The sequence below is a fragment of the Neobacillus niacini NBRC 15566 genome, from assembly GCF_001591505.1.
GTDB lineage: Bacteria > Bacillota > Bacilli > Bacillales > Cytobacillaceae > Neobacillus > Neobacillus niacini.
Genome location: NZ_BCVA01000003.1, coordinates 1 through 17,728, shown reverse-complemented (window position 1 = coordinate 17,728; position 17,728 = coordinate 1). Strand labels below are relative to the sequence as shown.

20 protein-coding genes are annotated in these 17,728 nt (G+C 38.1%); 7 read left to right on the top strand and 13 right to left on the bottom strand.

What is annotated here, in order from left to right; translation table 11 throughout:
* Position 1: 1 nt before the first annotated feature.
* The 3 genes from BANA01_RS03540 to BANA01_RS03530 all read left to right on the top strand — a co-directional run bounded on the left by BANA01_RS03540 (position 2) and on the right by BANA01_RS03530 (position 3,123).
* The gene (locus BANA01_RS03540; protein WP_063251678.1) at positions 2–733 is read left to right on the top strand and encodes a LytR/AlgR family response regulator transcription factor; all 732 of its coding nucleotides are present in this window, start codon (positions 2–4) and stop codon (positions 731–733) included.
* 144 nt (positions 734–877) lie between these two features.
* Positions 878–2,326, top strand: a complete 1,449-nt coding sequence (locus BANA01_RS03535) for a carbon starvation CstA family protein (protein ID WP_063251677.1) — start codon at positions 878–880, stop codon at positions 2,324–2,326.
* A 242-nt stretch (positions 2,327–2,568) separates the two neighbouring features.
* Positions 2,569–3,123 (top strand): YitT family protein, encoded by a 555-nt coding sequence (locus BANA01_RS03530; RefSeq protein ID WP_411834757.1) that lies wholly within the window; start codon positions 2,569–2,571, stop codon positions 3,121–3,123.
* A gap of 8 nt (positions 3,124–3,131) precedes the next feature.
* Here BANA01_RS03530 and cysC read toward each other — a convergent pair whose 3' ends face one another.
* Genes cysC through BANA01_RS03505 form a run of 5 tightly spaced genes read right to left on the bottom strand, consistent with a single transcriptional unit; the run spans position 3,132 to position 6,974 of the window.
* Positions 3,132–3,731 carry an adenylyl-sulfate kinase gene (gene cysC / locus BANA01_RS03525; protein WP_063251675.1) on the bottom strand — a complete coding sequence of 200 codons (600 nt, stop codon included), beginning with the start codon at positions 3,729–3,731 and terminating at the stop codon, positions 3,132–3,134.
* On the bottom strand, positions 3,721–4,893 hold the full coding sequence (sat, locus tag BANA01_RS03520; protein WP_063251674.1) for a sulfate adenylyltransferase: 1,173 nt from the start codon (positions 4,891–4,893) through the stop codon (positions 3,721–3,723). The genes cysC and sat overlap by 11 nt, the downstream gene beginning before the upstream one ends.
* Positions 4,894–4,949: 56 nt before the next feature.
* Positions 4,950–5,651, bottom strand: coding sequence for a phosphoadenylyl-sulfate reductase (locus BANA01_RS03515; protein WP_063251894.1), 702 nt, complete (start codon positions 5,649–5,651; stop codon positions 4,950–4,952).
* A gap of 31 nt (positions 5,652–5,682) precedes the next feature.
* Positions 5,683–6,222: a histidine phosphatase family protein gene (locus tag BANA01_RS03510; protein WP_063251673.1), complete on the bottom strand. Its 540-nt coding sequence runs from the start codon at positions 6,220–6,222 to the stop codon at positions 5,683–5,685.
* Positions 6,207–6,974 (bottom strand): phosphosulfolactate synthase, encoded by a 768-nt coding sequence (locus tag BANA01_RS03505; protein WP_063251672.1) that lies wholly within the window; start codon positions 6,972–6,974, stop codon positions 6,207–6,209. The genes BANA01_RS03510 and BANA01_RS03505 overlap by 16 nt, the downstream gene beginning before the upstream one ends.
* Before the next feature lie 162 nt (positions 6,975–7,136).
* Between BANA01_RS03505 and BANA01_RS03500 the strand changes: the two genes are divergently transcribed.
* The 4 genes from BANA01_RS03500 to BANA01_RS03485 all read left to right on the top strand — a co-directional run bounded on the left by BANA01_RS03500 (position 7,137) and on the right by BANA01_RS03485 (position 9,985).
* Entirely contained in the window at positions 7,137–8,387 is a 1,251-nt protein-coding gene (locus BANA01_RS03500; RefSeq protein WP_063251671.1) for an MFS transporter, read from the top strand.
* 30 nt (positions 8,388–8,417) lie between these two features.
* Entirely contained in the window at positions 8,418–8,705 is a 288-nt protein-coding gene (locus BANA01_RS03495; RefSeq protein ID WP_063251670.1) for a hypothetical protein, read from the top strand.
* Between the two features lie 125 nt (positions 8,706–8,830).
* Positions 8,831–9,595, top strand: a complete 765-nt coding sequence (locus BANA01_RS03490; protein ID WP_063251669.1) for a sulfite exporter TauE/SafE family protein — start codon at positions 8,831–8,833, stop codon at positions 9,593–9,595.
* Between the two features lie 114 nt (positions 9,596–9,709).
* Positions 9,710–9,985: a YqhV family protein gene (locus BANA01_RS03485; RefSeq protein WP_063251668.1), complete on the top strand. Its 276-nt coding sequence runs from the start codon at positions 9,710–9,712 to the stop codon at positions 9,983–9,985.
* A gap of 44 nt (positions 9,986–10,029) precedes the next feature.
* Here the strand turns inward: BANA01_RS03485 and BANA01_RS03480 are convergent, their stop codons facing one another.
* The 8 genes from BANA01_RS03480 to BANA01_RS29015 all read right to left on the bottom strand — a co-directional run bounded on the left by BANA01_RS03480 (position 10,030) and on the right by BANA01_RS29015 (position 17,528).
* A complete protein-coding gene (locus BANA01_RS03480) occupies positions 10,030–11,505 on the bottom strand; it encodes a spore germination protein (RefSeq protein WP_063251667.1) in 1,476 nt (491 codons plus the stop codon).
* An 85-nt stretch (positions 11,506–11,590) separates the two neighbouring features.
* Positions 11,591–12,271 (bottom strand): BsuPI-related putative proteinase inhibitor, encoded by a 681-nt coding sequence (locus BANA01_RS03475; RefSeq protein WP_063251666.1) that lies wholly within the window; start codon positions 12,269–12,271, stop codon positions 11,591–11,593.
* Between the two features lie 108 nt (positions 12,272–12,379).
* The gene (locus BANA01_RS03470) at positions 12,380–13,087 is read right to left on the bottom strand and encodes an ABC transporter ATP-binding protein (RefSeq protein WP_063251665.1); all 708 of its coding nucleotides are present in this window, start codon (positions 13,085–13,087) and stop codon (positions 12,380–12,382) included.
* Positions 13,080–13,862 carry an ABC transporter ATP-binding protein gene (locus BANA01_RS03465; RefSeq protein WP_063251664.1) on the bottom strand — a complete coding sequence of 261 codons (783 nt, stop codon included), beginning with the start codon at positions 13,860–13,862 and terminating at the stop codon, positions 13,080–13,082. The genes BANA01_RS03470 and BANA01_RS03465 overlap by 8 nt, the downstream gene beginning before the upstream one ends.
* 1 nt (position 13,863) lies before the next feature.
* The gene (locus BANA01_RS03460; protein WP_063251663.1) at positions 13,864–14,802 is read right to left on the bottom strand and encodes a branched-chain amino acid ABC transporter permease; all 939 of its coding nucleotides are present in this window, start codon (positions 14,800–14,802) and stop codon (positions 13,864–13,866) included.
* 13 nt (positions 14,803–14,815) lie between these two features.
* Positions 14,816–15,694, bottom strand: a complete 879-nt coding sequence (locus BANA01_RS03455) for a branched-chain amino acid ABC transporter permease (protein WP_063251662.1) — start codon at positions 15,692–15,694, stop codon at positions 14,816–14,818.
* 87 nt (positions 15,695–15,781) lie between these two features.
* A complete protein-coding gene (locus BANA01_RS03450; RefSeq protein WP_063251661.1) occupies positions 15,782–16,963 on the bottom strand; it encodes an ABC transporter substrate-binding protein in 1,182 nt (393 codons plus the stop codon).
* A gap of 412 nt (positions 16,964–17,375) precedes the next feature.
* On the bottom strand, positions 17,376–17,528 hold the full coding sequence (locus BANA01_RS29015) for a YpzG family protein (protein ID WP_082799371.1): 153 nt from the start codon (positions 17,526–17,528) through the stop codon (positions 17,376–17,378).
* Between the last annotated feature and the right edge of the window lie 200 nt (positions 17,529–17,728).

Genomic DNA, 17,728 nt, shown 5'->3' with positions numbered 1-17,728 from the left:
AATGGAAACACCTGTTCGAACACTAATTGTTGATGATGAACCCTACAGTCGGGATGAATTAAAACATTTATTAGCTACCTACCCCAGTATTAAAATTGTCGGAGAAGCTGAATCAGGGGAATCTGCCATCCTGTGTGCCATTCAACTTCAACCGGATGTCGTCTTTTTGGACGTAGAAATGCCAAAAATGAATGGAATGAAAGCAGCTAAAGCACTCTTGGAATTAAAAAAGGCACCTTTGGTTGTTTTCGCCACTGCCTATCCACAATTTGCTGCTGAGGCTTTCCGCTATGACGCAATTGATTACCTATTAAAGCCCTATGATGAAGAGCAATTACAGGAAACGATAAACCGCATAAAGAGGAAATTTACCACTCTAATCGAACCGGATAACGGAAAAGCTCCAGGAAAACTCGCACTCGAAGTCGATGGTGAAATCATTTATCTGGAACCAAAAGAAATTCTTTATATCCTTAAAGACGATAAAGTCACCAAGCTGATTACAAAAAGTCGTGAATTTGAAACGAAAACTCCTCTTAAGGAGTTGGAAATCAGACTACTAAACTTTGGATTTTTTAGAATTCATAAAAGTTTTCTTGTAAATTTGGAGTATGTGAACAAGCTGTCTCCGTGGTTTAACGGTGCCTATCAGTTGGAAATTCAAGGCAGGAAGGAATTACTTTCCGTAAGCAGAAATTACGTGAAAGCATTAAGGTTACGATTAGAAATTTAATCATTTCAATTTTTGCATCTTAAATCCTATTATAGGCATGATATTCTTATTTTTTTACTTGTTAATCTAAAATCACTCTATTCTGCCTCTAACTCTTTTAAACTAATATATGTAACCGTATTCATTAAAAAAGGGGGAGAAGTATTGTATACATTTTTAGCTGGTATTGCACTTTTAATTATTGGTTATTTTACCTATGGAAAATTCATAGAAAAAATGTTTGGCGTGAAAGAAGATCGGGCAACGCCTGCCTATGTTAATAACGATGGCGTTGACTATGTGCCAATGAGCACGTCAAAAAATTCCTTAATTCAACTCTTAAATATTGCCGGCACGGGTCCGGTTTTTGGTCCCATTATGGGAGCTCTATATGGACCAGTCGCCTTTATCTGGATCGTGATTGGCTGTATTTTCGCAGGAGCAGTACATGACTATTTAACTGGAATGATCTCAATCCGTAACCGAGGTGCTCATTTACCGGAGCTTGCAAGTAAGTTCTTAGGAAAAGTGATGAAGCACGTGGTAAATGCCTTTGCAGTTCTGCTTCTTTTATTAGTAGGTACCGTATTTGTTTCCACACCAGCAAGTCTGCTTCACGTCTTAATGGATGGAAAAATCGCATTAGGAATTATTATTACGGCTATTTTCATTTATTATATTGCAGCTACATTACTTCCAGTTGATAAAATCATTGGTCGACTCTATCCGTATTTTGGTGCTTTGCTTTTAATCAGTGCTTTAGGTGTAGGAATTGGAATGGTTGTAACAGGGGCACCAATTCCTGAATTATCACTAACTAATTTCCATCCAGCTAATGCCCCAATTTTGCCATTATTATTTTTCACGATTTCATGCGGCGCGCTATCAGGCTTCCATGCGACACAAACACCTATTATTTCACGTACCACACAAAATGAAAAACAAGGACGTAAAATTTTCTACGGTATGATGATTGCAGAAGGTGTCATTGCGATGATTTGGGCTGCTGCAGGTATGAGTTTGTTCAATGGTTATAACGGATTGAATGATATTTTAGCAGCTGGCGGTCCTGGTGCGGTTGTCAGCCAAGCATCTACTGCTCTTCTTGGAGCCATTGGCGGAACGTTAGCTGTTCTTGGCGTGGTGGTCCTGCCGATTACCTCTGGAGATACTGCTTTCCGCAGTGCACGCATGATTATTGCAGAATACCTAAATATTGCCCAAAAGAAATTTTCAAGCCGCTTATGGATTGCACTACCTTTATTCGTGATTTCAGCTATACTTACTCAAATTGACTTTAATTTATTATGGAGATACTTCAGTTGGGCCAACCAAGCAACAGCTGTCATTGCGCTCTTTGTCGGTGCCATGTACTTGTATATTGCTAAGAAAAACTACTATACAGCATTGGTGCCAGGCTCGTTCATGTTAGTGATGGTCATTACCTATATATTAAATGCACCTATCGGGTTTGGATTGCCGATGACATTTTCTTGGATTGGCGGCTTCATCGGTGCTGCTGTACTTATTGGGTTATTCTTCCGTGCTGCTAAAAAGGCACGAGCAACTAATATGCCGCTTGAAGATGATATTTCTGGATGGAAAGTTGCGTAATGTACTTTCCCCTCTGAAAAATTAAGTGTACGCTGCAGCGTGCACTTTTTTTATTGTAAAAATTAATTCAACATATTCCTTTTTCCTTTCTCATAAAATGGACAAGGAGAGGTAGTCCAAAGAGGAGGAATGAAAGTGGAGATCACGATTATACATTTGAGGATCCATTTCTATTAGTTATGAAAAAAACATTGCTGACATATTTTTGCTTAGTAATAGGAGCAACCCTTCAGGGTTTTGCTATGTCTGTATTTTTATTTCCACATTCCATTCCGTCTGGCGGGGGTGCTGGTCTTGCCATCCTAATCAATCATTTTTCCCATCTATCACTTGGATTTTCCTTATGGCTGGCGAATGTTGTCTTTTTATTATTTGCTCTCCCTTATTTTGGTTTTACCTGGACCTTTCGCACTATTATCTCAGTTGCGATTACCGCTATGACGGTAGGTTACATAACTTCTCACTATCCTCACCCGCACATTAATATTTTCATCTGTATTGTGGCTGGGAGTATTGTTTTTGGCTTTGGAGTCGGATTATTGATTCGGGCAGGTGCATCAAGTGGTGGAATGGTCATTCCATCGTTAATGATTGCCAACTATAAAAAGTTGAGCCCTGGAAAAGTAATGATGGGAATTAACCTTATTATCTTTTTACTAACCGCTGTGGTAATCGACTATAACATCGTTTTATATGCGATTATTTGCCAATTTTTTTCTACCAATATTATTGATTTTATCTATGATTTAAAGATCCATAGAATAAGGTTTTTAACAGCAAATTGGCGAAAAAGGTAAGAAGACCCTTATAGAATCTTCTTATCTTTTAGGTATTTTTTTATGATTTCAACTGATTGAGTAATCGTCATATGATCTGTTTCAATTACAATCTCAGGTAGATCAGGAGACTCATACGGAGAAGAAATCCCTGTAAACTCTGGAATTTCTCCCTTTCTTGCTTTTTTATATAACCCTTTGGGATCCCTATTTTCACAGACCTCAATAGGGCATTTAACAAAAATCTCAACAAATTCTCCTATATCAAACATTTGACGAACTAGCTCTCTATCCTCTTGAAACGGAGAAATAAAGGCAGATGAGACGATAATCCCGCTGTCTACAAATAGCTTTGCCACTTCTCCAATCCTCCGGATATTTTCTTTTCGATCTGCAGGACCAAAACGTAAATCACTATTTAAGCCATGGCGAATATTATCACCGTCTAATACATAGCTGCTATATCCCTCATGAAATAATGAGTGATCCACTGCATTCGCCAAAGTAGATTTCCCAGACCCAGATAACCCTGTGAACCAAAGAACACAACTTTTATGACCATTCTTCACATGACGTTCTTTTTTACTGACACTCGAATGGTGCCAAGTGATGTTTTGACTATTTTTCATGTTCAACACCCTTTATTTCCTTCGTGTAAACATGCTTCATACCTTGAATTAGAATTTCAATTACCTCAGGTCGACTGAATTCCTTAGGCGGGTGCACTCCATTTTTTAACATGGCTCTTACCTTTGTTCCGGACAGGACAACATGATCACGAGAATCATGTGGACAGGTTTTCTCAGAGGCCATGTTTTCACACTTTTTACAATAAAAACTATGTTCAAAAAATAGTGGCTTAATTCCTAGGTCCGCTTCGTTAAATTCACTAAAGATTTTCTGAGCATCATATGTTCCATAATAGTTTCCTACTCCCGCATGGTCCCGCCCAACAATAAAATGAGTACATCCGAAATTTTTCCGAACGATGGCATGAAAAATCGCTTCTCTAGGTCCTGCATAACGCATAGCAGCCGGGAAAACAGATAAGAAAACACGATCTTTTGGATAGTAATGTTCAAGTAAAACCTGATAGCTTTTCATCCTTATATCACTTGGGATATCATCCGCCTTTGTCTCCCCAACTAAAGGATTTAGAAAAAGACCATCAACCGTCTCTAAGGCTGTTTTTTGAATATATTCATGTGCTCTGTGCACTGGATTTCTAGTTTGGAATCCTACTACTGTCTGCCAGCCAAGATTCCTAAATTTCTCCCTTGTTTGGATTGGATCTAGATAAAAACGTTCAAACTCACTGTTATTAATCCTTCTAGCCATCATAATGGGACCTGCTACATAGAGTTCATCCCTTGCGAACAGTTTTTTTACACCAGGGTGCTGCAAGTCCGTTGTTTTATAAACCATTTCCGCCTCTACGATTTTATCAGGAATATAGATTTCCTCCACATTCATTTCACCATAAACGACTCCATCTTTTATCAGATTAATCGTTTCCCCAACCTTAAGTTCGATAGCTTTATTCTTATCTATCGCTAATGTAATCGGTAACGACCACGGAAGACCGTTGGATAACCTCATTTTTCTTACAACCGACTCATAATCGGCTTTTCCCATGAACCCTTCTAAAGGGCTATACGCGCCATTTGCAATTAACTCCATATCGCTTAATTCCAAATTATCGAGCAAAACATAGTTTCGTGATAAGTCAATAGAAAGACCATGGTTAATACGATTGATTAATTTGCCACCATGTGGCACACTCTCACTCATCATTCTTCCCTCCCAATTCCAACTGAATCATAAAACGGCCGAATAGGTAAAGCCGATTATGATTCATGTAATCCACATTCTGTTTTTGATAGACCCGCCCATCTGCCCGCACGCGAATCCTTTTGGTCTGAAACAGGCTTCGTGCAAGGAGCACAGCCGATACTTGGGTACCCTTTGTCATGGAGTGGATTATAAGGCAGCTTATTAAGTTGAATATACGTCATGATATCTTCTGAGGTCCAATGGATGAGGGGACATACTTTGATTTTTTGAAATTTGTCATCTTTATTAATATATTCTGTCTTGCTCCTAGAAAGGGATTGTTCACGTCTTAAACCAGAAATCCATGCCTTTGCATCCGCTAATCCTTCCTGCAGAGGAACTACCTTTCTCATATGGCAGCAAAGGTTGGGATTATGCTTCCATAATTCTTCCCCATACCATTTTGCCTGGTCCTCCAAGGAATTCTTCGGCTTTATCATGTTGATTTTCAAGGAAGGGTATCGATTCTTAACCTCTTCTATTAATTCATAGGTTTCTGGAAAATGTAATCCTGTATCAAGAAAAATGATTTTGGCCTCTTTATTTACCTTAGAAATTAAATCGATTAGTACGATACCCTCTACACCAAAGCTGCAGGCATAGACAATTTCGTCTTGATATTCTTGATATGCCCACTTTAATACATCTAAATAATCTGGCTGGTTATTCATAAAGGAGGCAATTCGTTTTTCATCCCATTTATCATGCGTTAACATCTCAGACAATCCTCAGACCTCCATTTCTCTCCTATACCTTGGGATAAATGGCCAACGTGATACAGGCATTGTTAACCACTTCCAGCTTATTCATTTGGTTAATATCACCATACTTGACATATGAAATCATAGCTCTTATCCAAGAGCCATGGCCAAACGCTAGGATATTTCTATATGTTTGATATTTATTTAAAAACAGTTCAATCCGCTTTTCTAAATTGTTTATACTCTCCCCTAAAACCAATTCTTTCGGATTTTCAAACCAGACGTCCCCATATTTTTCTATTAGCTTATTTTTGGGTACACCTTCAAATGGTCCAAAGTTTAATTCATCTAACAATCCCTCTATTTCGTATTCAAATCCATAGAGATTGGCTGTTTGATGGGTTCTTTGTAATGTACTTGCTAAAACAAGGTCAAATGGTGCTAATTTTTCAAGTCTCATTCGATTGTCAGCAATCCCTTTTAATAATTCTTCGGAAACCTGTGAAAGTCCGATGTCCTTCCTCCCCTGAAGCCACGTTTTTTTATTCCATTCCGTTGGAAGGTGTCTAATCACAGTAATTTGCATTCATCTTCCTCCACATAAAAGGTCTCACTCCGCAGTCCACAGCGTTGTGTTTCTAATACTAAAACATCCTGAAGTCTTACATTACCTAAATTAACGTTTGGTCCAACTTCTCTAATAAAATACATTTGGTGTTTTGGGGTTGGTGCCTCAAAGATAATCTTTTTACTGTCGATATTTTTTATTAATTCCTGAATTAAATTAGATTTTATGCTGCCTGTTTTTTCATAAATCCCTGAAGTCCCTGAGTCCCTGCCTTCTGTAATCACATAGTCACACCCGGCGTGTAATAAAAGGTTTATTTCTTCCTTCCAGGCAGAAATATCCATTTCCTTAGTAGAATCCTTTGACCCAACTTCAGCAATGACGTGAAAATCCTTCTTAATACTAGAAATTAATTGGAGGCGTTCTTCAAGTGGTATGTCCAGAGTTCCGTTGGAAATTTCAATCCATTCAATTCCTAAATTACGTAAATGCCTTAAATATTCTGGCACCTTATTTTGGTAAAAGCATTTTTCAAATAGTGTTCCTCCACAATAAGGCTTTATCTGATGCTCCTTATAAAGTTCTATTTTTCGCCTTAGATTTGGAGTCACATAGGCAGAACCAATTCCTATCTTGGCAATATCAATGAGGTATCCATAATCATCTAAAATATGCTTTAACTCACCGATTGGGGTGCCAAAATCGATCACCGAGGTCAAGCCATACGTTCTATTTCCTGACGTCCTTTCTGGAAGTATTAAAAAATCCATATAAAAGCGCCTCCTCTTTTTTTCTAGGATAGATTATTCAAAAATTAGGTGAATGTGTAGATATTAGGCTTGAAAAGGAGAAATTAGGCTATTGTCTTGCATAAACTCTGCCTTCACTTGAAACAATAAAAAGGCTATTCTCACAGTTAGGGGTGTAGATCCTTGTCAAAGCAAAAACATAGCGGCTTAACGATTCTGGCCATTAGTTCCATACCGCTTATCCTTGTTTTAGGAAACTCAATGCTTATTCCAGTCCTTCCTAAAATGAAGTCAGAACTCGATATTTCACAATTTCAAGTTAGTTTAGTCATATCTGCATTTTCAATTGCAGCTGCCATATCGATACCTGTCTTAGGTTATTTGTCTGACAGGTTTTCGCGAAAGGCCATTATTATCCCAGCCCTCATTTTATATGGGAGTGGAGGACTTTTAGCGGGTGCGGCCTCCGCTTGGTTTGACAATTCTTATACATGGATCCTTGCAGGCAGGATTATGCAAGGTATGGGTGCTGCAGGAACTGCCCCTATTGCCATGGCTTTAACAGGTGATTTATTTAAAGGTGGGCAGCAAAGTAAAGTTTTAGGTTTAGTTGAAGCATCCAACGGTTTTGGAAAGGTTATCAGCCCGATTATCGGCTCTCTTTTAGCCTTAATCTTTTGGTATGCAGCGTTTTTCGCCTTTCCGATTTTCTGTGCTATTTCCTGCTTATTAACGATCTTTTTCATCAAGGAAAAGAAAACCAAAAAGGAACCCCCTCCGGTTGGTAAATATGTGAAGGGTCTTGTATCTGTTTTTAAAACGGAGGGCCGTTGGTTATTTGCTGCTTATATAACAGGAGCAACTTGTTTATTTACACTTTTTGGGATCTTATTTTACATTTCAGACATATTGGAAAAGGATTATCAAATTGATGGTGTGTTAAAAGGATTGATATTAGCTATTCCCCTACTTGTCATGACTACCACCTCATATATAACTGGAAGTAAAATTGGTAAAAAAATGAAGTTGATGAAAACCTTAATCGTATTAGGGTTATTGCTAATGACAACTTCTTTTGCAACGCTGATATTCTTTAAAAATTTAGTTCCCTTTTTCGCCGTACTTTCTGTAAGCAGTATTGGAACAGGACTTGTTCTCCCATGTATCAATAGTTTTATCACGGGTTCCGTTCCCACAGACCGAAGGGGTTTTGTAACCTCCTTATACGGTTCTGTTCGATTCTTAGGGGTGGCGATTGGTCCTCCTGTCTTTGGCTCCCTAATGGAATGGTCCAGATCTGGTATGTTTTTAGTCACTGCCGGCTTAACATTGTTTTGTGCACTGCTTTGTATGGTCTTGATTCACGTAGCGAAAACCAAACCATCGGAAGAAAATGAAAGTGATTCATTATTTGAAAAATTGCAATTCACCTAAGTCATGTTAGATATAAAGGAGTAGATTTAATTGCAAATATATTTTTCACCTGAGGTTATAACCCCGGAATATCAGGTCTTGAATGTCGTTAATTCGAAAAATAAGGGTGTAGGAAATGTTGCCTTTTTATTTGATGAAAAGAAGTTGTATGTTTACGGCATTTTAGAAGATGAAGAAGTGGGTTCTGATTTTAAAGATTTGGTCACTCCCTATATAAAAGGATTAGCAAAGGCTAAACCAGGGCTTGATATTCTATCCTGCTTGTATGTGGGTTGTAAAAAAATTAAGCTAAAAGAAGAAGAGGATGAAGAAGAATAAAGATAAGGTTAGAGGACGGTGTTGACCGCCCTCTTTTAATTTGGGTTTGGGCAGTAGTAACATGGCATTTAACCACTTCATAATTTATTGATAAGCAGTTAGACAAATATGGAGTGTGTGGCCTAATGAGTATTGGAATTATTCTAATGGGGCTATTAATCGGGTTTATGGTTGGCTTGACCGGTGTGGGCGGAGCAGCTTTGTTAACACCCATATTAATATTATTAGGGATTAGTCCATCCATAGCAGTAGGAACAGACCTGGTTTATAATTCTATCACCAAGCTTTTCGGATCTTTTCAACATTGGAGGCAAAAGACGATCAATCTAACGCTGGTAAAATATCTTGCTATCGGAAGTATTCCAAGTGCAATATGTGCAGTCGGGATTCTCCATCTGTTCGACTCATTTTTTCATAACCAAGAGGAAGTAATCAAACATGCTTTAGGATACGTTTTAATTTTAGTAGCATTGACTACTCTTATTAAAACGTTTGCTAAAGGTAAATTAAAAGAAAACTCTCTCCAAAAAAAGCCGCTTCATGAGAAACGTGGTTTAACGATTGGTATTGGGGTTATCTTGGGCTTTATTGTTGGGCTGACTTCTATTGGTTCTGGTTCTTTGTTTGCCTTGGCAATGCTTTATCTATACAGAATGAGCCCTTCAGAGCTTGTCGGAACAGATATTGCTCATGCATTTTTACTCGTCACAGCTGCCGGATTTATGCATGCTGGTATTGGCAATGTTGACTATTTATTGGTGATGAACCTGCTGATGGGTTCCATCCCAGGGGTTCTGATTGGGAGTAACTTATCCTCCAAATTCCCAGCGAAGCCATTAAGAACAATTATGGCCATCATGATTTTGATTAGTGGTGTTAAACTTATTTAAGAAACACGGTACTCACCGTGTTTTTTTCTATTTTAACGAAAATGAAAAACCTGTCCTTCTCTTGAAAAACCAATCATATACATATAGTAGAAATGGTAATTCCAGGAGGTCATTATGTTTATCATTATTGAAAAAGTAGTACTCGGAATGGCGTTTTTACGATTAATATCGGGAAGTATTGAAATATTTGCAGCAATCCTCATGATTAAATTTAATACGGTAGAAAAAGCCCTGATGGTTAACTCTTCGCTTGCACTTATCGGACCTATTATATTAGTTTTAACCACCTCCATAGGTTTATTTGGCTTAGTAGAAAAAATTTCGATTATGAAATTCGTCTGGATTGCACTTGGGGTAAGTTTTATCTTCATAGGTGTAAAGTCATCTTGAAAAAAACTACATAAAAATAAGCCTATCATCGAATGATGATAGGCTTATTTTTGTGCTTGTCTAGTCGCATCTTGTGGATTAAGTATTCTGGCACGGGTATTTTTAATTGGGATTGGTGTTCGCGCAAGCATAATTTTAAAATCCAGTGGATGAAACGGGATGAACGGGTACAAATAAGGAGTATTCATGCTCTTCGTTCTTGCAAGAAGAATAATCCACAAGGTAATTCCGATGGCTAGACCCGGTACTTTTAGTAACGCGACCATAAGTAAAAAGAAAACACGGAACAATCGGTTGGCAAGACTTAATTCATAACTTGGTGTGGCAAAAGTTCCGATTGCGGCAACCGCTACATAAAGAACTACCTCGTGCGTAAAGATACCCACTTGTACCGCCACATCTCCAATAATAATAGCAGAAACGATACCGAGCGCAGTTGCAAGGGCGTTCGGTGTATGGATGGCTGCCATTCGGAGAATTTCAATCCCAATTTCAGCAATGAGGAATTGCCATATCAACCCAATTTCACCGGTATCCTTTAGACCAATAAACTTCCACCGGTCAGATAGCAGCTGCTCATTGGTAGCATACGTGTACCATAATGGTAAGAGGAATAAAGAAGCCAAAACAGCAATAAATCGTGCCCATCTCAAGAAGACACCTACTATGGGTTTTTGGCGATATTCCTCTGCATGCTGTAAATGATGCCAATAGGTAGAAGGACATATCATCACGCTGGGTGAGCCATCTACAACAATCAGGACATGGCCTTCCATTAGATGAACCGCACTTGTATCTGCTCTTTCCGTATAACGGACAAGTGGATATGGGTTATAATTTCGGCCAAAGACAAATTCTTCAATGGTTTTCTCCCCCATTGAGATACCGTCAACAGAGATATTCTCCAGCTTATCTTTTAACATCTTTACGTGTTCCATATCAACGATACTATCAATATAAACTAATGCAATATCTGTTTTAGATCGTTCTCCAACCTGAACATAATCCATGATTAAAGAGCGATCACGAACACGCCTTCTAATTAATGCTAAATTAAAAACTATCGTTTCAACAAAACCATCACGCGGGCCCCGTACCACACGCTCAATATCCGGCTCTTGAGGTGATCGAATCGGATATTCACGTGAATCAATCAGGATAATCTCTTTACCACCCTCTGCCACTAATGCCGTTTGACCCGCAAGAATTTGGGCGATAACCTCTTCTAAATCTTCTGTTTTATTAACCTCTACATGAGGAATGAAAGTTTTAAAGAGCTTTTCAATGGGATTATCACCAAAGTCCTCAGGTTTACGCTTTTCAATCTCCTTCATGATTAAGAGCAGAATATTTGCCGCTGCAAAACCATCAATCAAGAACATAGCAAACTTGCGCTCTCCCCATACCAAAGGACGGTGAATTACATCAAAACTTTTTCCTATCCGTAATTCTTTAATTAAATAATCAACATTTTCTTCAAACGTCTCTTTTACTGGAACCTGTGTACCCTTTTTTCCCAAACCTGCCAACTCCTAAAATTTTCATAATGATATTTTGCTGCAAGTTTGGATGTTATATACTAACCTTTCGAGTTTTTATCATCGTTTAATCCAGTAAAAACGTTTTAATAGTCTTTTGGGTGTCATGTTCTGTATAAACAAATGAAGTTTCACTGCCCTCTTTTAAGGTTTGCAATTGCTGTATTGCTTCATCTGTTAACTGAAATGAAACTTTTTCTCCATTAATATCTACCTCAATCGAATGAGGATCAATTTGGCCAGTGAATATGCCAGATGCCTTTGTAAATAGTGATTTTTCAACCAATACATCCATTACAACCTTAGCTTGTTCTTCCTTTGCGGTTAAAAATACTTCAATTTTGTAACTCCCATTGTAAAGGTCTGATATGGTAAATGAGTTTTGAATTTCTTGGTTATTATCAAACGTCATCTCAGTGATTGCCTGTGTTGACATGGCTTCATCAGAATACTGTTTTACTTTTTTCCCTTCCTCATCATAAACGATGTAATCTGCCTGTAAGCCGCTTGCAAAAGATAGTTTTAGCGGTCCGCCAGATATATTTTTCACTTTGTAATTGATAATGATAGAATTGTTTTCTTCTTTTATTTCAATCGTTGGATGAACATTTGCAGCAATTTCACTTTGTTTTCGTTTATCCAATTGGTTCTCTTTCTTCACAACCTCACTGTTTCCATTTGTTTGATTCCCAGTACCACAAGCACTTAACAATCCTGCCAATAAAATTATCATTATCTTATATCCCATAAATGAAAAACTCCTTTTAATCGAATTACCTTAATAGTCGATTAAAAGGAGTTTGGAGTTACACCTATTTTATTTTTCATATAAAGATTTTTAGCGTCCTACGGAAATCTAGAGACCACCAAGGTAGGCTTTTTTGATTTCTTCACTTGCTTGCAGTTCTGCTGCTGTTCCAGAGATTTCAACCCGACCTGTTTCGATTACATAGGCGCGGTCTGCAACGGAAAGTGCCATATTCGCATTCTGTTCAACTAGAAGGATGGTTGTTCCGTCTTTGTTGATTTTTTCGATAATTTGGAAAATCGTTTTTACCATTAACGGTGCCAATCCCATGGAAGGCTCATCGAGCAAAAGCAGCTTAGGCTTTGCCATAATCGCTCTTCCCATCGCGAGCATTTGCTGCTCTCCTCCGGAAAGGGTTCCCGATAACTGCTTTCGACGCTCCTCTAGTCTTGGGAAAAGCTCGTAAACGCTTTGTATATCTTTGCGGATTTCCTTCGAATCTTTCCGTAGATAAGCACCCAGTTCTAGGTTTTCCTCTACACTCATATTGGCGAATACACGGCGACCTTCTGGTACATGAGAAATTCCGGTCTTCACAATAGACTGGGGAGCCTTGCCAGAAATTGAACTGCCTAAGTACTCAATTGTCCCAGACTTTGGCTTAAGCAGCCCGGATAACGTCTTAAGTAGAGTACTTTTACCTGCACCATTGGCACCTATCAGGGTAACAATTTCCCCTTCATTAATTTCTAATGATACACCTTTAAGGGCATGGATATTTCCATAAAAAACATTAATTCCATTTACTTTAAGCATGGTCACTCGTAACCTCCTCTCCTAAATAAGCCTCGATTACCTTTGGATGATTACGAATCTCATCAGGGGTTCCTGCTGCAATCAGCTGCCCATGATCAAGTACATAAATTCTTTCACAAATTCCCATTACTAGCGCCATATCATGTTCAATTAAAAGAATCGTTAAATCAAATTGTTTTCGGATAAAAGCGATCAATTCCATCAATTCGTGTGTCTCCTGAGGATTCATACCAGCAGCAGGCTCATCGAGCAGTAATAGTTTAGGACTGGCCGCCAATGCTCTGGCAATTTCCAATCTTCTTTGCTGACCATATGGTAAATTCTTTGCTTTTTCATCTTTAAAACGATCCAATTGAAAAATCTTTAAGAATTCTAATGACTTTTCCTCCATCACCTTTTCTTCAGAAAAATGAGAAGGAAGGCGAAAGATAGAACTTAAAATGGAATGCTTCGCTAAAGAATGGTAAGCTACCTTTACATTATCTAATACAGATAATTCACTGAATAGACGAATATTCTGAAACGTACGGCTGATTCCGTTTCTTGTTACTTGGTATGGAGCAAGACCATTTAGTCTTTTACCATTGAACAAGATATCTCCTTCAGTTGGGACATATACGCCAGTCAGTAGGTTAAAGCTCGTGGTTTTCCCGGCACCATTCGGACCAATCAATCCGACCAATTCTCCTTGATTGAGTTCCATATTAAAGCCTGAAACTGCCTTAAGCCCGCCAAACTGAATCCCCGCATTTTTAACTTCTAATAAAGCGCCCATGTTAATTTCCTCCTTTCACACTTTTCTTTTTACCAAAGAAGTCTGTAATTTCACGGGTACCCATTAAGCCCTGTGGACGATATAGCATTACAACAACCAAAACTAAACTGTAAATAATCATTCGAGTCTCAGGATATTGCTGCAGGTAGGTTGAAATTACGGTTAAAAGGACCGCAGAAATTACCGAACCAGACATACTTCCAAGACCGCCTAAAACAACAAAGATTAAAATATCAAACGATTTTAGGAAACCAAAGTTTGTTGGCTGAATAATGTAAAAGTTATGTGAAAATAATCCGCCGGCAATTCCCGCGAAAAAGGAACCAATCGCGAACGCTGCAACTTTATAAAATGTTGTATTAATCCCCATTGCATCTGCCGCAATTTCATTTTCCCGAATGGCAATACACGCTCTTCCATGCCGTGAGTTCGTAAAATTGGCAATCACTAAAATGGTAATAATGAGACAGACAAATGCACTGGTCCATGTAGTCATATTGGTAACCATCATTCCTGCAGCGCCGCCAACATACTCGATATTTAAAAACACAATTCTGATAATTTCACCGAATCCTAGAGTAGCAATAGCCAGATAATCTCCCCGAAGTCTTAAAGTTGGAATACCAACCAGTAGACCAGCTAATGCTGCTACAATTCCGCCAATAATAATAGCTAGAACGAAAGGCAGTTCAAATTTCATGGTAATTATCGCTGAAACATACGCTCCGACTGCAAGGAATCCAGCATGTCCAATCGAAAATTGTCCGGTAATCCCAATAACCAAGTGAAGACTGACTGCTAAAATGATGTTAATAATCATCAGGATTAGCATGTTGCTATAAAATGCATTTAATATTCCTGTTTGAATTAAGCCTTGACCAATTCCATATATTAGTACTGCTAAAATGAGAAATAGCCAGAATTTATTAACCTTTTTCATCTGTCTATCTCACCTACACTTTCTCTCTCGTATTTTTTCCAAAGATGCCTGAAGGTCTAAAAATAAGGATTAGGATTAAGATAATAAATGCTGCTGCGTCTCTCCATAGGGAGAATCCCATTGCACTTACCACTGATTCGACCACTCCAAGGATAAGACCGCCAACCATTGCTCCTGGTATTATTCCGATTCCACCTAAAACAGCGGCAACAAACGCCTTTAATCCAGGGATAATTCCCATTAGTGGTTCTATCTTCGTATAATATACACCAAAGATAACACCGGCCGCCCCTGCTAATGCAGAACCAATCGCAAATGTATAGGAGATGGTCATGTCTACGTTTATACCCATTAAGCGGGCAGCGTCCATATCGTGTGATACGGCACGCATAGCTTTACCAATTTTCGTACGATGAACGATAAATTGTAAAATAATCATAAGTCCAACAGAAACGCCAAGAATAAAAAGAGATTGGCTGCTAATCTGAGCACCAAACAGGTTAAAAGTTGTGCTTGGTAATACATTGTCAGGATACGCCTCTGGCTGTGCCCCACGAGCGTATATCACACCGTATTCAATTAATAGCGACATTCCAATTGCTGTTATTAAGGCCGCAATTCTAGTCGCGTTTCGAAGACGTTTATAGGCAATTCTTTCAATTAATACTCCAAATACTGCACAAAATGCCATTGAGAATAATAATGCTGGAAAGAAGCCTAGACCCCATCCCTTAATCGCATAAAACCCGACGAATGCACCTACCATAAAAACATCACCATGGGCGAAGTTAATTAATTTTATGATTCCATAAACCATGGTATAGCCTAATGCGATTAAGGCATAGATGCTACCGAGTGATATTCCGTTAATCAATTGTTGTAACCACTCCACTGTTCTCACTCCTATTTTTTCCAGATTTAACTCTTTACACAAGTAAAATGGAAGGATAATCCTTCCATTTTACTTAACTAGTACTTTTTAAGGATTTACTTTTGTGTTAAACACTTGTTTTCCATCTTTGTATTCTAAAATAGTAGCAGTTTTAATTGGATGATGATTCTCATCAATCGTTACTACCCCTGTAACTAGGCTTAGGTCTTTTGTTTTCGCCAATTCTGCCTGAATCTTACTTGAATCAGTGCTGCCCGCACGCTTAACCGCATCCGCTAAAAAGTAAACCGTGTCATAGCCTAGAGCATTAAAGGCATTAGGTGCTTCATCATTGTTCTTTTCTTTAAATGCTGTAACAAACTTTTGAACTTTTTCGTCTGGATCTTCAGATGAGTAATGGTTGATTAGATACGTATTATTTAATGCTTCTGCTCCCGCTAAATCAACCAACTTAGGCGAATCCCAGCCATCAGCACCAACTAATGGAACATCGATGCCTAACTCACGAGCTTGCTTAACAATTAATCCAACTTCTTCATAATAACCAGGAATAAAAATGAATGAAGGATTTTTCGCCTTGATTCTAGTTAATGTTGCACGGAAATCTGTATCCTTTGCTACATATGCTTCTTCCGCAACAATTTTACCTCCGGCTGCTTCAAAGGTTTCGATGAAGGCGTTAGATAGGCCTTTAGCATAATCACTTGAGTTATCAGCGAAAATCGCTGCGTCTTTAATTTTTAATGTATCTAAGGCAAAGTTTGCTGCTACTGTACCTTGGAAAGGATCAATGAAAGAAGTACGGAAAACGAATTCTCTTACTTTACCTTTTTCATCTACCGTAACAGTTGGGCTTGTTCCGCCTGGAGCAATTAGAACTGTTTTCGTATCATTGGCAATTTGCGCTTGAGCTACTGTATTACCGCTAGTTGCTGCTCCAATAACAGCCGTTACCTTGTCTTGGCTTGTTAACTTAATAATACCGTTTGTAGCCTCTGCTGCTTCTGATTTATTATCAACTTTAACAACATCAAACTTTTTACCGTCAACGCCGCCATTTTTATTGATTTCTTCAACAGCCATTTCAATTCCTTTTGCCATTGATTCACCATATGATGCAACGTTCCCTGAAAGCTCTAAATTCACACCCAATTTAATGGTATCTGAATTGCCGCCTTCTGAACTTTCTTTCGCTCCTCCTGCACATCCTGCCAATACTCCTGCAAAGATGGTAGAAGCCATAAACACGCTTGCTAGTTTCTTTTTCATGGTGTTTTCCCCCTTTGATTGAATTTTCAGATACTAAGATTCGTAGGTTAGTATCTTTCTTGCCCCCATGAGATTTGTTTATAGGCTAAATTAATTAACATTAGTTATTGTAGTACTTTTTTCATTGTTAGTCTAGTATATTATTTCAATATTTCAGAACTTTTTATTTTTTATAATAATTAAAGCGCTTTCTTGTTGATTTAAAGCTTTTTTATAAAAAATTTACGATTTTTTCGGACTTGTATTTTATTGATATTCATAAAAAACTATAGAAAATATTATTCGTATTTATGTATTTACACTTGAAATATTTTACTGATATATACTTTTTTTACCATCAAAAGGTTCCTTACATATAAAAAAAGAAAGAAGACTAAATTTCGTCTTCTTTCTTTTTACTCAGATGTATCCTTTACCACCTATGAGCCTTTGCGTTTGATCTCGTGATAATATTATGCTGAGACATTTTTGTGTGTCCATTTACCTGAGAACTAGCACGCTTAGGCCTGGTCCAATTATTGAAGAACTTTTGAGAATGTGGATCCAAATGATCTTGAGTACTCACAATGAATCACCTCAATAGTTAGGATTGGGATACTCTGAAACGCGATATTACAAGAATATCATTTATAGTATTGGATTTTAGCTATATAAAAATACACATTATTTAAAGCAAAACCGCCTTTTAGTCTGATAAATTTTAGAAAACGACGGTGTTCTTTGAACACACAAAAAAGACAACCCAATTAGGTTATCTGCTGGTTT

Excerpts from the sequence above, each read along its gene's own strand:
- BANA01_RS03485 (WP_063251668.1), top strand. The coding sequence starts at position 9,710 with ATGTTTATCATTATTGAAAAAGTAGTACTCGGAATGGCGTTTTTACGA.
- BANA01_RS03450 (WP_063251661.1), bottom strand. The coding sequence starts at position 16,963 with ATGAAAAAGAAACTAGCAAGCGTGTTTATGGCTTCTACCATCTTTGCA.
- BANA01_RS03530 (WP_411834757.1), top strand. The coding sequence starts at position 2,569 with ATGTCTGTATTTTTATTTCCACATTCCATTCCGTCTGGCGGGGGTGCT.
- BANA01_RS03460 (WP_063251663.1), bottom strand. The coding sequence starts at position 14,802 with ATGAAAAAGGTTAATAAATTCTGGCTATTTCTCATTTTAGCAGTACTA.
- cysC (WP_063251675.1), bottom strand. The coding sequence starts at position 3,731 with ATGAAAAATAGTCAAAACATCACTTGGCACCATTCGAGTGTCAGTAAA.
- BANA01_RS03515 (WP_063251894.1), bottom strand. The coding sequence starts at position 5,651 with ATGTTAACGCATGATAAATGGGATGAAAAACGAATTGCCTCCTTTATG.
- BANA01_RS03465 (WP_063251664.1), bottom strand. The coding sequence starts at position 13,862 with ATGGGCGCTTTATTAGAAGTTAAAAATGCGGGGATTCAGTTTGGCGGG.
- BANA01_RS03475 (WP_063251666.1), bottom strand. The coding sequence starts at position 12,271 with ATGGGATATAAGATAATGATAATTTTATTGGCAGGATTGTTAAGTGCT.
- BANA01_RS03505 (WP_063251672.1), bottom strand. The coding sequence starts at position 6,974 with ATGGATTTTTTAATACTTCCAGAAAGGACGTCAGGAAATAGAACGTAT.
- BANA01_RS03490 (WP_063251669.1), top strand. The coding sequence starts at position 8,831 with ATGAGTATTGGAATTATTCTAATGGGGCTATTAATCGGGTTTATGGTT.
- sat (WP_063251674.1), bottom strand. The coding sequence starts at position 4,893 with ATGAGTGAGAGTGTGCCACATGGTGGCAAATTAATCAATCGTATTAAC.
- BANA01_RS03470 (WP_063251665.1), bottom strand. The coding sequence starts at position 13,087 with ATGCTTAAAGTAAATGGAATTAATGTTTTTTATGGAAATATCCATGCC.
- BANA01_RS03540 (WP_063251678.1), top strand. The coding sequence starts at position 2 with ATGGAAACACCTGTTCGAACACTAATTGTTGATGATGAACCCTACAGT.
- BANA01_RS03510 (WP_063251673.1), bottom strand. The coding sequence starts at position 6,222 with ATGCAAATTACTGTGATTAGACACCTTCCAACGGAATGGAATAAAAAA.